Annotated in this window: 15 protein-coding genes; 5 read left to right on the forward strand and 10 right to left on the reverse strand. The window is 75.5% G+C overall.

The annotated features are described in order from the left end of the window. Nucleotides 1-98: 98 nt before the first annotated feature. From ACI79D_RS13440 to ACI79D_RS13450, 3 genes are read right to left on the reverse strand one after another with little or no spacing between them, the layout of a single operon-like run. Nucleotides 99-800 carry a DUF3618 domain-containing protein gene (locus ACI79D_RS13440; protein WP_456918922.1) on the reverse strand — a complete coding sequence of 234 codons (702 nt, stop codon included), beginning with the start codon at nucleotides 798-800 and terminating at the stop codon, nucleotides 99-101. A gap of 39 nt (nucleotides 801-839) precedes the next feature. Continuing rightward, nucleotides 840-1,403: a phage holin family protein gene (locus ACI79D_RS13445; RefSeq protein WP_456918923.1), complete on the reverse strand. Its 564-nt coding sequence runs from the start codon at nucleotides 1,401-1,403 to the stop codon at nucleotides 840-842. 3 nt (nucleotides 1,404-1,406) lie between these two features. Beyond that, nucleotides 1,407-2,300: a hypothetical protein gene (locus tag ACI79D_RS13450; protein WP_456918924.1), complete on the reverse strand. Its 894-nt coding sequence runs from the start codon at nucleotides 2,298-2,300 to the stop codon at nucleotides 1,407-1,409. A gap of 390 nt (nucleotides 2,301-2,690) precedes the next feature. Between ACI79D_RS13450 and ACI79D_RS13455 the strand changes: the two genes are divergently transcribed. Then, nucleotides 2,691-3,533 carry a siderophore-interacting protein gene (locus ACI79D_RS13455; protein ID WP_456918925.1) on the forward strand — a complete coding sequence of 281 codons (843 nt, stop codon included), beginning with the start codon at nucleotides 2,691-2,693 and terminating at the stop codon, nucleotides 3,531-3,533. A gap of 20 nt (nucleotides 3,534-3,553) precedes the next feature. On the opposite strand, the gene ACI79D_RS13460 is transcribed toward ACI79D_RS13455, so the two are convergent. From ACI79D_RS13460 to ACI79D_RS13470, 3 genes are all read right to left on the reverse strand, one after another. Further along, a complete protein-coding gene (locus ACI79D_RS13460) occupies nucleotides 3,554-4,315 on the reverse strand; it encodes an enoyl-CoA hydratase/isomerase family protein (RefSeq protein WP_456918926.1) in 762 nt (253 codons plus the stop codon). Between the two features lie 71 nt (nucleotides 4,316-4,386). Then, entirely contained in the window at nucleotides 4,387-5,304 is a 918-nt protein-coding gene (gene ypfJ / locus ACI79D_RS13465; protein WP_456918927.1) for a KPN_02809 family neutral zinc metallopeptidase, read from the reverse strand. Between the two features lie 75 nt (nucleotides 5,305-5,379). After that, entirely contained in the window at nucleotides 5,380-6,237 is an 858-nt protein-coding gene (locus ACI79D_RS13470) for a formate/nitrite transporter family protein (protein WP_456918928.1), read from the reverse strand. 143 nt (nucleotides 6,238-6,380) lie between these two features. Here ACI79D_RS13470 and ACI79D_RS13475 point away from each other — a divergent pair, with 143 nt between their 5' ends. The 4 genes from ACI79D_RS13475 to ACI79D_RS13490 are packed head-to-tail and all read left to right on the forward strand — an operon-like array spanning nucleotide 6,381 to nucleotide 9,521. Next, nucleotides 6,381-6,773 carry a hypothetical protein gene (locus ACI79D_RS13475; protein ID WP_456918929.1) on the forward strand — a complete coding sequence of 131 codons (393 nt, stop codon included), beginning with the start codon at nucleotides 6,381-6,383 and terminating at the stop codon, nucleotides 6,771-6,773. A gap of 5 nt (nucleotides 6,774-6,778) precedes the next feature. Further along, the gene (locus ACI79D_RS13480) at nucleotides 6,779-8,032 is read left to right on the forward strand and encodes a glutathionylspermidine synthase family protein (protein WP_456918930.1); all 1,254 of its coding nucleotides are present in this window, start codon (nucleotides 6,779-6,781) and stop codon (nucleotides 8,030-8,032) included. Between the two features lie 9 nt (nucleotides 8,033-8,041). Next, complete coding sequence (locus ACI79D_RS13485) at nucleotides 8,042-8,500, forward strand: nitroreductase family deazaflavin-dependent oxidoreductase (protein WP_456918931.1); 459 nt, start codon at nucleotides 8,042-8,044, stop codon at nucleotides 8,498-8,500. Between the two features lie 58 nt (nucleotides 8,501-8,558). Continuing rightward, nucleotides 8,559-9,521, forward strand: a complete 963-nt coding sequence (locus ACI79D_RS13490; RefSeq protein ID WP_456918932.1) for an ABC transporter substrate-binding protein — start codon at nucleotides 8,559-8,561, stop codon at nucleotides 9,519-9,521. 37 nt (nucleotides 9,522-9,558) lie between these two features. Here ACI79D_RS13490 and ACI79D_RS13495 read toward each other — a convergent pair whose 3' ends face one another. The 4 genes from ACI79D_RS13495 to ACI79D_RS13510 all read right to left on the reverse strand — a co-directional run bounded on the left by ACI79D_RS13495 (nucleotide 9,559) and on the right by ACI79D_RS13510 (nucleotide 13,949). Next, nucleotides 9,559-11,109 carry an FUSC family protein gene (locus ACI79D_RS13495; RefSeq protein ID WP_456918933.1) on the reverse strand — a complete coding sequence of 517 codons (1,551 nt, stop codon included), beginning with the start codon at nucleotides 11,107-11,109 and terminating at the stop codon, nucleotides 9,559-9,561. Nucleotides 11,110-11,259: 150 nt separating this feature from the next. Then, nucleotides 11,260-12,231: an aldo/keto reductase gene (locus tag ACI79D_RS13500; protein ID WP_456918934.1), complete on the reverse strand. Its 972-nt coding sequence runs from the start codon at nucleotides 12,229-12,231 to the stop codon at nucleotides 11,260-11,262. 48 nt (nucleotides 12,232-12,279) lie between these two features. Then, entirely contained in the window at nucleotides 12,280-13,371 is a 1,092-nt protein-coding gene (locus tag ACI79D_RS13505) for a winged helix DNA-binding domain-containing protein (protein WP_456918935.1), read from the reverse strand. A gap of 38 nt (nucleotides 13,372-13,409) precedes the next feature. Continuing rightward, on the reverse strand, nucleotides 13,410-13,949 hold the full coding sequence (locus ACI79D_RS13510) for a GNAT family N-acetyltransferase (RefSeq protein WP_456918936.1): 540 nt from the start codon (nucleotides 13,947-13,949) through the stop codon (nucleotides 13,410-13,412). Between the last annotated feature and the right edge of the window lie 60 nt (nucleotides 13,950-14,009).

Genomic DNA, 14,009 nt, shown 5'->3' on the forward strand with positions numbered 1-14,009 from the left:
GAGCGCGCGGCCGGCTGCTCACCCCATCAGGGGAGCCGAACGCACCGCGCCCCGCCGGGGGATCCCGGCGGGGCGCGGTGCGGTGGGGCGACGAGCGCCTAGCTGGAGGTGTGGCTCTGCACCGTCTGCCGTGACTCCTGGGCCTGGCCCTGGACGTCCTGGGCCGCGGACTGGCCCTCCTCCTTGACCGTCTGGGCGGCGTCCTGCGCGGTGGACTTGACCTCCTGGACGGCCTGCTGCGCGGCCGGCTGGAGCTCCTCCTTGATCTCCTGCGCGACCTGCTTGGCCGGGGCCAGCAGCGCGTCCTTGTTCTCGCGCACCGCGGTCTCGGCCTGCTGCGCCAGCTGCCGCTCCTTCTCGGTGGCGGGCATCAGGCTGGAGACCAGCCAACCCACACCGAAGGCGATCAGCCCCGCGGCCAGCGGGTTGCCCTGCGTCTGCCGGACGATGGTGTCCGGCGCCTGCTGCACGGCGGTCGCCGCGGAGGAGGCGGCGTCCTGCACGGACTCGGCGGCGCTGCTCGCCTTGTCCTGGAGGGTGCCGGCCGCGTTCTGCGCGTGGTACGAGGCCGTCGAGCGGGTGTCGTGCGCGGTGCCCATCACGGAGCTGCGGGCGTTCTGGGCGCTCCCCATCACTCTCTCCTTCGCGCGGCTGATGCGGCCCTTGGCCGCGGTGACCCGCCGGTCCACCACCCGGGCGGGGTTGACCTTCTCGTTGAGGGCGTCGACGTCGTAGCTCAGCTCACGCTGGGTGGCCTCGATCTGCCGACGGATGACTTCCGGGTCGTTGCTGGTGGTCATGTCCAACTCCGATGTCTGAGAGGGGCCGGTGGCCGCGGGTCAGTTGGGCTTGAGCGCGCCGGGCACCTGCTGGAGGGTGTCGACGGTGCGCTCGGGCTTCGGGTTCACGCGCTTGAGCTGCTTGCGGCCCATCACGAAGGTGACCGCCGCGATGACGCCCCAGATGACCGCCACGATCAGCGCGGCCAGCCCGGCGTCCATCACGTTCTCCAGCGCCCACCACAGGGCGATGGAGAGGAACAGCAGCACCATGTAGCCGGCGAACCCGGCCGCGCCCATGAGGCCCGCGCCCTTGCCGGCCTTGCTCGCCTCGGCCTTGACCTCGGCCTTGGCCAGCTCGAGCTCCTGGCGCATCAGCGTGGAGAGGTCCTTGGCGACCTCGCCCATCAGCTGGCCGACCGAGGTGCCCTCGACGTCCGGGCGCCCCTCGGCGGTGGTGGGGGTGCCCATGGCCCCGCTGTGCGCCCCGTAGGTCTGCGCCTGCTCAGGGGAGACGGTGTAGTTGCCCTGGCCGTACCCGCCCTGCTGGTAGTTCTGCTGCGACGGGTCCTGGTAGCCCTGCGGCGACCCGACCGGCGACGCGCCGGAGTAGGGAGTCGTCATCGGTCAGACCCCCCGACCGGGCTGGCGGGCCGGGTCGTCCCAGCCGGACGTCGTCGTCGGGGGGACGGCGGCACCCTCGGGCGGCACCGTGCCGTACGGCGGCGGCGGGACCGGCGTGGTGCCCGTCGTCGGGGCGCCGCTGTAGCCGGCTCCCTCGCCGTACCCGGTGGTCTCGGTGTACCCGGTCGTCGTGTCGGCGTAGCCGGAGTAGGCCGGCGCCGGGTCGACGTAGTTGGTCTGCGTGTAGCTCACCGTGGCCGCCCGGTGCTGCCCCGTCGCGGACCCCGAGTCACTGTGCGCGGCCTTGACCCCGCTGGTCAGCCGGCCGGCGACGACGCCGGCGAGGGCGGCGCCGAGCAGGAAGGTGCCCGGCTTGCGGCGGGCGAAGGAGCGGATCTCGTCGAGCAGGTCGGCGGGCTCGCGGTTCTGCAGCCAGCTCGCGAACTCCTCGACCTTCGCGGTGCCCTGCTCCACGAGGTCACGGGCGGGCCCGGACGGGGCGCCGGTGCCGTCCACCATCCCGCGCAGCTGCGAGGCGATGCCCTGCAGGCCCTGAGCGGCCTTCTGCTGCGAGTTGACGGCCTGCTGGCGCACCTGGGAACGGCCCTGGTCCAGCAGGTTCTGCGCCTGCTGCTTGGTCTCGTAGGCGACCTCCTTGGCCTGGTCGGCGGCGGTCGAGGCGACCTGGCTGCCGGCCTGCGCGGCGGTCTGCCCGACGTTGCGGGCCTCGTCCTTCGCGACGTCGGTGGTGGAGGGGGAGTCGGAGGTGTACGTCGTGGTCGTCGTGCCGTACGTCGTCGTACCGGTCGTGGTCGTCCCGGTGGCCGCCGACCCGGCGGTCGCGCCGGATCCGGTGGACGGGGGCGGCGGGAGCGGGGTGTCCATGGAGTGCGTCATGGTTCCTCCTCGGCGTGCGTCGTGGTCGGTGCAGGCGCTACCCAGATCGCGATCACCCACACATCTGCTGGACGGCCGTCACCCAGGCGAATGTGCAGGTAGACCAGGTACCGGCCCCCCCGCGGAGGGTGGCCGGGTCGCGCGGTGCTCGACCGCCGGACGCTTCCTCGCATCCCGGCGGAGCGGCGTCGGCGTGGCCGTGACCCCCGGATCCCGGGTCCGGAGGCGCACGGTCGGGTCGTGCTCACCGCGTCTAGGTGGCGCCGTGTCGCGGTGCAGCGGATACCCGCAGGTGGGTCGACGAAACTGTGCCGTCCGGTGCGTGCGCCCCCGGGCGCGTTCCGCGGACTAAGGTGAGGCAGACCTTACCTCCCGATCCCAGGAGCCTCCATGGCCGAGCAGGCCCCGCGCCGCCCGCGCACCCCCCGGCTGGCCACGGTGCTGCGCACCGCTCGGCCCACCCCGCACCTGGTGCGCCTCGTCCTCGGCGGGGAGGGGCTGGCCGGCTTCGCACCCGCGCACGCCGACAGCTACGTGAAGCTGGTGCTGCCGCCCGCCGGCGCGCCCTACGCGGCGCCGTTCGACGTGGAGGCGGTCAAGGCCACCCACCCGCAGGAGCTCTGGCCGTGCCTGCGCACCTACACCGTGCGCGCGTGGGACGCCGCGACCGGCGAGCTCACCCTCGACGTCGTCGTGCACGGGGACGAGGGGGTGGCCGGCCCCTGGGCGGTGGCCGCGCGCCCCGGGGACACCGTGCAGCTGCTGGGTCCCGGCGGGGCCTACAGCCCCAGCCCGGACGCCGACTGGCACCTGCTCGTCGGCGACGAGACCGCGCTGCCGGCCATCGCCGCCGCGCTGGAGCGGCTGCCCGAGGGGGCGACCGCGCGGGCGTTCGTCGAGGTGGCCGACCCCGCCGAGGAGCAGGACCTCGCCGTTGCGCCCGGTGTGGAGCTGGTGTGGGTGCACCGTGCCGGCCCGCCCGGGGTGGCGCTGGTCGCCGCCGTCCTGGCCACCGAGCTGCCGGCCGGCACCGTGCACGCCTTCGTGCACGGGGAGGCCGGGTTCGTCCGCGACCTGCGCCGGTTCCTGCGCGCCGAGCGCCTGGTGCCCCGCGAGCTGCTGTCGGTGTCCGGCTACTGGCGGCTGGGCCGCACCGACGAGGGGTGGCGCGCGGAGAAGGCGGAGTGGAACGCGGCGGTGGAGGCCGAGGAGCAGGCCCTCGCCGTCGGCTGAACAGCGCGGGGGTCCCGGTCTCAGCCGGTCCAGGGGAAGCGCGGGGGGCGGCGCTCGGCGAACGCGGAGACGCCCTCGGCGAGCTCACCGGTCGTGATGGTCTCGCGGTACCAGCGGCCGGCGACGGCCCGGCCGTCCCCGCCGGCGGTCAGGTCGGCGACGACCTCCTTGACCGCGCGCTGGGTCAGCGCCGAGCGGGCGGCGAGCACCTCGGCGAGGGCGAACACCTCCCGCTCGAGGTCCTCGGCGGCCACCAGCCGGTCGACCAGGCCGGTGCGCAGCGCCGTCGGTGCGTCGATCAGCTCCCCGCTGAACAGCAGGTACTTGGTCGTGCCGGGCCCGACCAGGTCGAGCAGCGCCGCGGTCGACTCGGGCGTGTAGACGATGCCGACCCGGGCCGGGGTCACCCCGAACACCCCGGTCGGGTCGGTGACGCGCAGGTCGCAGCAGGTGGCCATCTCCACGCCGCCGCCGATGCAGTGGCCGCGGATCATGGCGATCGTCGGCTTGGGGAACTCCCGCAGCGCCGCCTGCGCGGCGAGGTTGTCCGCCCGCAGCGCCGCCATCGGGTCCTCGGCGTCCGGGCCGCCGAGGAGGTCGGCGATGTCGGCGCCCGCGCAGAAGCTCGGCCCCTCGCCGGTGACGACCAGGACCCGCACGGCCGGGTCGCCGGCCGGCCCGGCCAGCACCTCCGGCAGCGCCGCCCACATGCCGGCGGTGAGCGAGTTGCGCTTCTCTGGCCGGTCGATGGTCAGGACGGCGACCGCGCCGTCGGTCGCCATCCGCAGGTGGCCCCTCTGCAGGGGCCCGCCGTGAGCTTGCGAGGGGCGGGGGGCAGAGGGGTCCTTCTCCATCAGCCCAGGTCGTCGGTGGCGAAGGTGTCGCACTGCGCCGGGTCGCCGGTCTGGTACCCGGTGGTGAACCAGCGCTGCCGCTGCTCCGACGAGCCGTGGGTGAACGCGTCCTGGTCGACGGTGCCGCCGCCGAGGTTGCGCTGGATGAAGTCGTCGCCGATGCGGGCGGCGGCGTCCAGCGCCCGGTCGACGTCGTCCTGGGTGATCTCGGCGATCAGCGGCTGGCCGGACTCGTCGGGCACCGTCTCGGCGTGGTTGGCCCAGCTGCCCGCGTAGCAGTCGGCCTGCAGCTCCAGCCGCACCGTCCCGCTCTCCGGGCCGGTCTCACCCGGGGTCACCTGCTGGTTGGTGCCGAGCAGGTTCTGCACGTGGTGGCCGTACTCGTGGGCGATGACGTAGGCGTTGACGAACAGCCCGCCCTCGGCGCCGAACTGCTGCTGCAGCGTGTCGAAGAACGACAGGTCGATGTAGACCAGCCGGTCGCCCGGGCAGTAGAAGGGGCCCGAGCCGCTGGTGGCGCCGCCGCAGCTGGTCTGCACCGAGCCCTGGAAGAACACCGTCTTCGTGGGCTGGTACCGGTCGCCGAGCACGCCGGACCAGTAGTCCTGGATCGACTCGATGTCGGCGACGACCGCGCAGTCGACCGACTCGTTGGCGTCGGCCCCGGTCCGGCACTGCTGCTCGAGCTGGCCGTTGTCGGCGGTCTGCCCCTCGGCGAGGCCGCCCAGCTGGCCGAGGGCCGCGCCGGTGCCGCCCCCGCTGCCGCCGCCGAGCAGCTGGAACAGGACGAGGACCACGACGCCGACCAGGCCCAGCCCGCCGCCGCCGACCGCCAGGCCCTTGCCGCCGCCGAACCCGCCGCCGCGCCGGTCCTGCACGCCGGACGTGTCGAGGTCGGCGCCCTCGCTGTACCTCATCGCGCAGATCCCTCCCGGTCGTGGGCACGCCGAGACGGTGCCGACCCCGACGGCGGTGCCCCGGGCGGAGCCGGGTCATGCGCGCTCGGCAGCCTCCCCGCCCGTCGGCGTCCGGCTCGGTCGTTCCCGTGGCTCGCCGCGCAGGAACAGGTACCAGTAGGACGTCGCGACGAAGACCACCGCCCCGACCAGGTTGCCGATGCCCGCCAGCAGCCAGTTCAGCAGCACGTCGCCCCAGCCGATGCCCGGGACCCCGGCCCAGATCGCCGCCGGCAGGAAGAACATGTTCGCCACAACGTGGTCGAAGCCCATCGCGACGAAGGCCATGATCGGCAGGAAGATCGCGAGCACCTTGCCTGAGACGGCGTTCGACGCCAGCGACATCCACACGCCCAGGCAGACCAGCCAGTTGCAGCCCAGGCCGCGCAGGAAGACCTGCCAGGGCGACTCGTTCAGTGCCTTGCCCTCGGCGATCGCCGCCAGCCGGTCGTGGGTGAGCGCGGCGTTGCCCGAGGAGCCGGGCGTGCCGATGACCCCGGTCTGGACGGCGAGGAAGTACGCCACGAACAGCGCGCCCAGCAGGTTGCCCAGCAGCACCAGGGTCAGGTTCTTGGCCACGTCGCTGCCGCTGAGGCGGCCGTGCATGGCGCCCAACGGCACCAGCAGCATGTTGCCGGTGGCCAGGTCGGACCCCGCGATGAGCACGAGGACCAACCCGAGGGTGAAGGCCGCGCCCATGAACAGCGTGGGCAGCGTGCCCCACCTGCTCGGGTCCAGGCCGGAGGAGACGGTGATGGCCACGAGCGCGCCGAAGGCGATGTAGGCGCCACCGAGGAACGAGCTGACCAGCACGCGGTCCCACGTCCGGTGGACCTTCTTCGCCCCGGTCTCGCTGGCGACCTGGGCCATCTCGGGCGGTTGGCGGTCGGACATCGCGCCTCCACGCGGCAGCGGGCCTCGGTGTCCGGACGCTAGCGCCCGGCGGCCGACCCGGCTCGTCGACGGTGCGGGAGGGTGACCACCTCCGGGTGCCGATCTAGGGTCGACCGACACCCTCGACACAGCCGGGAGAGCACATGGCCGTCTCCAACCGCGTCCGCAGCGCCCTCACCACGACGGTGCTCGCGACCGCGGCGACCGGGTTCCTCGCCGGGTGCGGGACGGACGACGACGACGAGCAGGTCGCCTACTGCACGAACGAGGACGGCGAGATCGTCGACGACGACTACTGCGACGACGGCTACCGCGGTCCGGGCGCAGGACTGTTCTTCCTCTACCTGGGCGGCTTCCGCCCCGGCCTGCCGGTCGGCACCGTGCTGCCCGCCGGCGGCACCCGGATCAGCCCCACCGACACCGCCGCCCGGCAGCGCGCGGGCCTGCCCGCCACCGGCAAGGTGTCCGGCGGCACCCGCGTGACCGGGGGCATCGGGTCGGGCACGGGCGGCCGCGTCGGCACGGCCGGCGGCTGAGCGCGGTGCGGCGGATCGAGTCCGGCGTCGTCCGGCCCGGGTGGGAGGCCGAGATCGAGGCCCAGGGGCTGGTCTACAACCGCACCACCACGCCGGGCGGCGAGGAGCGCAGCTACTGGCGGGAGGGCCCCTTCTACGACTTCACGATGGCCGAGGTGACACGGCTGGAGGGCTGGGTCGCGCAACTGTTCGAGATCTGCGTGGCCGCGGGTGACCACGTCGTCGAGCACGACCTGTTCGACCGGATGCGCATCCCGCCGGTCGCCCGGGCGGAGGTCCGGCGCACCTGGGAGGCCGAACCGCCCAGCGTGTACGGCCGGTTCGACCTGCGCTACGACGGTCAGGGGCCGCCTCGGCTGCTGGAGTTCAACGCCGACACCCCCACCGGGCTGGTCGAGTCCGCGGTCACCCAGTGGAACTGGCACCTGTTCACCGGCCAGGGCGCCGACCAGTGGAACGCCCTGCACGACCGGCTCGTCGCCGCCTGGCGGCGCAACCTCCTGCGGTGGGAGCGGCGGACCGGCGTGCGGCCCCGCGTGCACCTGGCGTGGACGTCGGAGGAGCGCTCCGGCGAGGACCGGATGACCGTCGCCTACCTGATGGACACCGTCGTCCAGGCCGGGTACGAGGCGATCGAGCTCGTCGTCGAGGACATCGCGCTGGACGACGGCGACGGGCGCTTCTACGACCCGCAGGGCCGCCACCTCGACGTCGTCTTCAAGCTCTACCCCTGGGAGTGGCTGGTCGAGGACGAGTTCGGCGCCGCCGTCCTCGCCGACGCCGCCCGACCCGGCGGGACGACGTGGGTCGAGCCGGCCTACAAGATGCTGTGGAGCACCAAGGCGCTGCTGCCGGTGCTGTGGCAGCTGTTCGGCGGCGACGCAGAGCTCTCGCAGCTGCTGCTGCCGGCCTACTTCGCCGACGAGATGCCGTCGTCCTGGCGGGACTACGTCCGCAAGCCGCTGTGGGGTCGCGAGGGGGCCAACGTCTCCATCGTCCGCGGCGGGGAGGTGCTGGTCGCCCAGCCGGGCGGGTACGGCACCGAGGGCTGGGTGGTGCAGGAGTTCGCCCCGCTGCCCGACTTCCCCGGCGTCGACGGCCCGCACCACCCCGTGCTCGGGGCGTGGGTGGTCGACGGCGAGCCCGCCGGGCTGGGCATCCGCGAGAGCGACGGGCTGATCACCGACAACCTCAGCTGGTTCGTGCCGCACACCATCGACCACCGGGCTCCGCAGGCCGTCGGGAGCCGGCCCGTCTAGGGTCCGGCCATGCCGCTCGAAGGGGACTACGAGCCCAGTCCGCAGCAGTGGGTCCGCGACCAGGTGGAGCGCTACGAGGCCACCGGCGGGCGCGAGGCCAACACGCTGCGGGACACCGGCCTGCCCGTCGCGATCTTCAGCACCCGCGGCGCGAGGTCGGGCAAGGTGCGCAAGCAGCCGCTCATGCGGGTGGAGCACGGGGGCGCCTACGCGATGGTCGGCTCCCAGGGCGGGGCGCCGACGGACCCGGCCTGGGTGGCGAACCTGCGGGCCCACCCCGACCAGGTGACCGTCCAGGACGGCCCGGAGCCGTGGGACGGCGTCGCGCGCGAGGTCGCCGGCGAGGAGAGGGCGCAGTGGTGGGAGCGGGCGGTCGCCGCCTATCCCGAGTACGCCGTCTACCAGCAGCGCACCGACCGGGAGATCCCGGTGTTCGTGGTCGAGCGCCGCCCCGCCGACCGCGGGTAGGGAAGGCTCACCTAAGTTCTCCTGGGCGCCGGAGGGGCCGGCGGACGAGGAGGACGACGTGCAGGGCATCGGGCGGTACCGCGGCGGGGTGCTCGCGGTGGCGGTGGGGCTGGCGCTGGCCGGCTGCGGCGCGGACGACGAGGGGACGACGGAGGCCGCGCCGACCGCGGAGACGCGCTCGGTGGAGCACGCGCTCGGCACGACCGAGATCGAGGGCACGCCGGAGCGGGTCGTCGTCCTCGACACCGGCGAGCTCGACGCCGTCCTCGCGCTCGGCTTGACCCCGGTCGGCGCGGTGCGCACCGACGTCAGCGACGCCCTGCCGGCCTACATCGAGGACGCCGGCGCCGACCCCGCGGAGATCGCGAACGTCGGCACGATCGCCGAGCCGGACCTGGAGGCGATCGCCGCCCTCGAGCCCGACCTCATCCTGTCCAACGCCGTCCGGCACACCGACGTGTACGAGCAGCTCTCGGCCATCGCCCCGACGGTGTTCGCCGAGTCGATCGGCGAGTCGTGGCAGGAGAACCTGCTCCTCGACGCCGAGGCGCTGGGCCGGACCGAGCAGGCCGAGCAGCTGCTGGCCGCGCACACCGACCGGGCCGCGGAGGTCGGTGCGCTGTTCGGGGACCCGGTGGCCACCGAGGTGAGCATCGTGCGGTTCCTCGACGGCACCGCCGTGCGGCTCTACGGCGAGGGCTCGTTCATCGGGGCGGTCCTCGCCGACGTCGGCTTCGCCCGTCCCGAGGCGCAGCGGACCGCCGAGACCTTCGTCGAGGTCAGCCCGGAGGAGATCGCCTCCGCCGACGCCGACCTGGTGTTCTCCGCCGCCTACGGGGAGGACGGCCGCACCGCCGCCGCGCAGGTCACCGCGGGGGGCCTGTGGCAGGGCATGTCGGCGGTGCAGCAGGGCCGGGCCTTCGAGGTGGACGACGACCGCTGGTTCCTGGCGATCGGGCCGCTCGGCGCCCGGCTGGTCCTCGACGACCTGGAGCGGATCGCCGGGCAGCTGCCCGCCTGAGCGGACCGGGCCGCGGCCCGTGCGGGGCGTCCGGCGGTCAGCCGGCCAGCTCGTCGGTGATCCGGCGGGCGAGCGAGCCGGCCAGCTCCGCGTCGCCGCGGGCCCGCGCGCCGAGCAGCCCCCACCCGAGGTCGGCGACCCAGCGGGACCGGGTGGTCCAGGCGGTGACCGCCGGGGTCGGCAGCAGCTCGGCCCGGGCTGCGGTGGCGACCTCGTTGAGGTGGACGAGGGCGTCGTGCAGCCGGCGGTCGGCCGCCGTCCCCGGGCCGGCCGCGGCGGCGGTGACCGCGGCGTCGGCCGTGGCGCGCACCGCGCCCGGGAAGCGGCGGCTGGCCGCGCGCGGCAGCAGGGACAGCCCGACGGCGAGGGCGAGCACGATGCCGACCGCCGTCTCGGCCAGCCGCTCGCCGATCAGGTCGGCGCCGGACCGCGCGGGCAGGCCGATGTGCACCAGCATCAGCACCAGCGGGGTGATGAACGAGACCGCCAGCACGTACTGGTGCGCGATGAGCAGCTCCACGCCCAGCTGCAGCAGACCGACCAGCACGATCTCCACCCCGACCGGCAGGTCCAGCCAGATCAGCAGGCCCGCGACGAGGACGCCGAGCACCGTGCCGGTCGCCCGGTGCAGCGCCCGGGCCCGCGTGGCCCGCGCGTCGGTGCCCAGCTGGACGCCGACCGCGGTGGCCGCCGCCCAGTAGGGGCTGGCCAGGCCCAGGGCGGTGGCGACCAGCCCGGCCCCGGCGGCGCCGACCCCGATCCGCAGCGCCATGGCCGCCCAGGGTGCGTGCCACCAGCGATGGTCGGGGAGGGCGGCCTCCGGCAGCGGCGTGGTGCTCCGCGGCGTCTCCGGCAGCGCCCGCATGAACCGCTCCTCGACCTCGTCCAGGCGCCGGCGCAGCGTGCCGTCGTCCCGCCGGCTGCCGCTGCTGACCGCCGCCTCGGCCACGCGGATGGCGCGGGCGATGGTGCCGGGCCGCTGGGTGCCCAGCTCGCCGCGCTCGACGACCCCGACCGCCGCGTCGGCCGCGGCCAGGGCGCGCCGCTCCGGGCCGGTGGGGTCCCACAGCCAGGGCAGCATGCAGCCGGCCCAGGCCAGCGCCGCGCCGCCGACCGCGGCCAGGGCGTGCGGGCCGAGGTCGGCTGCGCCGGTGCCCAGTGCGCTCGACCCGCCGGCCACCAGCACGACGCCCAGCGGCCCGGGCGGGCCGACCCGCCAGAGCACGGTGACCGCGGCCGCCGCCGCGGTCAGCGCGCCGAGCAGGAGGGACAGCGCGACGGGGTGCCCGCCGGCCAGGGCCCCGAGCGTGCCGGCCAGGGTCAGCGTCCCGGCCACCGCGGCGACGACGACCGCCCGGCGGCGGTAGGGGAGCGCGTGCCCGTAGACCGCGGTCAGCGCGGCGAGCGCCGCCGCGGAGCCGAGGTCGGCGCGGCCCGCCGCCACGCCGAGGCCGAGCGGCACGGTCATGCACACCGCGGCGGTGACCCCGCGCCGGCCGCCGGCCTGCCACAGCGCGGACAGGGCCGGCAGCGGCGGGCCGACGAGGTGGGGGCGCACCCGCCGCACGCGGGAGGGGGCAGCGGACACGACCCTCATCCTCACCGCTGCGCGGGCCGTGCACCGCCCGGCGGCGGCGTGATCCCGGTCCCCTCGCAGCGACCCGGGAGCCGCCGGTCGCCGGCTCGGGTGCGCGAGCCGGCGAGCGGTGAGGAGGGCGGGGTGCTCTCGGGGGACCGGTCAGAAGCCGACGACGGCGTGCGGCCGGTAGGGCTCCTCCAGGCGGGCGACCTCCTCCTCGGTCAGGTGCAGGTCCACCGCCGCGACGGCGTCGTCGAGGTGCGCGTCCCTGGTGACGCCGACGATCGGCGCGGTGACCACCGGCTTGGCCAGCACCCAGGCCAGCGCCACCTGCGCCCGCGGGACGCCGCGCTCGGCGGCCACCTCGGCGACCCGCTCGACGACGGCGCGGTCGCCGGCCTCGTCGTACAGCGTGCGGCCGAACGCGTCGGACTCGGAGCGGGGAGTCGACTCCTCCCAGTCGCGGGTCAGCCGGCCGCGGGCCAGCGGGCTCCACGGGAGAACGCCGATGCCCTGGTCGGCGCAGAGCGGGTGCACCTCCCGCTCCTCCTCCCGGTTGAGCAGGTTGTAGTGGTCCTGCATCGACACGAACCGGTGCCAGCCGTGCTCACCGGCCAGGTACAGCGCCTTGCTGAACTGCCAGGCCCACATGGACGACGCGCCGAGGTAGCGCACCTTGCCCGAGCGGACGCAGGCGTCCAGCGCCTCCAGGGTCTCCTCGATCGGCGTGTGCGGGTCCCAGCGGTGGATCTGGTAGAGGTCGACGTAGTCGGTGCCCAGCCGGCGCAGGCTGTCCTCGAGCTCGCGCAGGATCGCCTTGCGGGAGAGCCCCGCGCCGTTGGGCCCCGGGCGCATCCGGCCGTGCACCTTGGTGGCCAGGACGACGTCGTCGCGGTCGGTGAAGTCGCGGATCGCCCGGCCGGTGATCTCCTCGCTCGACCCGTCCGAGTAGACGTTCGCGGTGTCGAAGAAGGTGATGCCCGCGGCGACCGCCTTCTCGATCAGCCGGCGGCTGTCCTCCTCCGGCAGGCTCCACGGGTGGTTGCCGCGGGCCGGGTCGCCGAAGCTCATCATCCCGAGACAGAGCCGGGAGACCTCCAGACCGGTGTGGCCCAGGCGGGTGTACTCCATGGCCCCACCCAACCCCGGCGCTCCGCCCGCGGCCACCCCGGCACCGCGTCACGGCAGCTCCGCCGCCGCACCGGGGACGGCCGCCGCGACCTCCCCGGGGAAGGCGGTGAACGGCGTCGCGGCGACCGTCCGGCGGGCGCCCCGGCCCTCCCAGCGCCAGGTGCCCACCACCTGCCCGCGGTGGACGACGGTGCCCCGGAACAGCCCGTTGCCGCCCGGCGCGATGCGGTCGGCGAACTGCGGCGGGACGGCGCAGCTGCGGTCGGCGTAGCCCAGGACGAACTCGTCGAAGCCGGGCAGCAGGAACAGCGCCGCGGCCTCGGCGCGGTGCTCCGCCAGCAGGTCGGGGGTCTGCGGCGCCAGGAGGTACTCGCGGCCGTCGACCTCCACCGCCGCCAGCTCCGAGCGGACGGCGGCGAGCGCGGCCCGCGCCTCGGTCAGCGGCAGCCCGGCCCAGCGGGCGAGGTCGGCGGCGGTGGCCGGGCCGTGGCCGACGGCGAACCGGCGGGCGAGCTCGGCCAGCGCCTCGGCGCGGTCGGGTCGGCGCGGCGCGGGGACCCACTCGTCGAGCAGCACGAACGCCTGCTCGGCGCCCTCGCGGGGCCCGAGGCAGAGGACCCCCGTCTGGCAGAGGTACCCCAGCAGGTGCGGACCGCGCTGCCCGGAGACGTCCAGGCCGGCCGCGGTGAGGACGGCGAGCAGCTCCCGGCGGCGGCAGCGGCGTCCTCCGGTCAGCGCGGCCACCGCTGCCTCCCGGGCCGCCGCGTGGTCCGCGGGCGTGAGCCCCAGTCCGGCCCGGCGGCCGGCGCTGCCGGCCAGCGCCCGCGGCGCGAGCAGCTCCAGCAGCCAGGGCAGGTCCTCGGCGGCGACCAGGTGCAGGGTGCCGCGCATCGGCCACGAGCGGACCACCTCGCCGGCGTCCAGCGCCGCCTCCACCCCGGCCCGCGACCGCTGCGCCGTCCGCAGGGCCACGGAGGTCAGGGCGCCGGGCAGGTCCTGCGCCTGCACGCACAGCAGCCCGCGCACCGCCTCGGCGGCCGTGGCCGGCCGGGGCCCGGCGATCCGCTGGGCCACCAGCCGCAGCAGCGCGAGCTCGCGGGCCGTCGTCTCGCGGGGCGTCGTCTCGCGGGCCGGGGTCATGCCGCGAGCGTGGCAGGCCGGTCCGACGATTCCCCAGGTCAGCGGAGCAGACGGAGGTACACCATGTCCTCGGCGTCGGGCTCGGTGGTGAGGTGGGTGAACCCGGCCGCGGCGGCGGCGCGCAGGCTGGCGGTGTTGTCCGGCTCGATGCCCAGGACGAACTGCTCGACGTCGGCGGTCTGCGGCGCGTCGACCAGCGCACGCAGCGCCGCCCGCCCGTGGCCCTGCCCCCACCGGCCGGGGTCGACGACGTAGGCCGCGCCCATCGCCCGGCGGGGGTCGCTGGACAGGACGCGCTCGCGCTCCGGGTCCCAGGTCGTCCACCGGTCGTAGACGTCCCCGCCGATCTGGGCCACCGGGCGGCCCTCGGGGTCGACGAGCACGAAGGTGTGCGACCGCAGGACCCGGCGACCGCGGAACTCCTCGGTCCAGGTGGTGGTGCGCAGCGCCAGCTCCCGCTCGGGCCACTCGCGCCCGCCGAGCCGCCGCTGGACCTCGGGGGAGTCGAACCACGGCAGCACCGCCGGCAGGTGCTCCGGCTCGAAGGGGACCAGGCGGGCCGTCGTCTCGGAACGCACCCGGTCACGATGCCGCCGGTCCGGAGCGCGCGCACGCCGGCGGCCCGGACGCCACGGGGA

The organism is Geodermatophilus sp. SYSU D00708, from assembly GCF_054050115.1.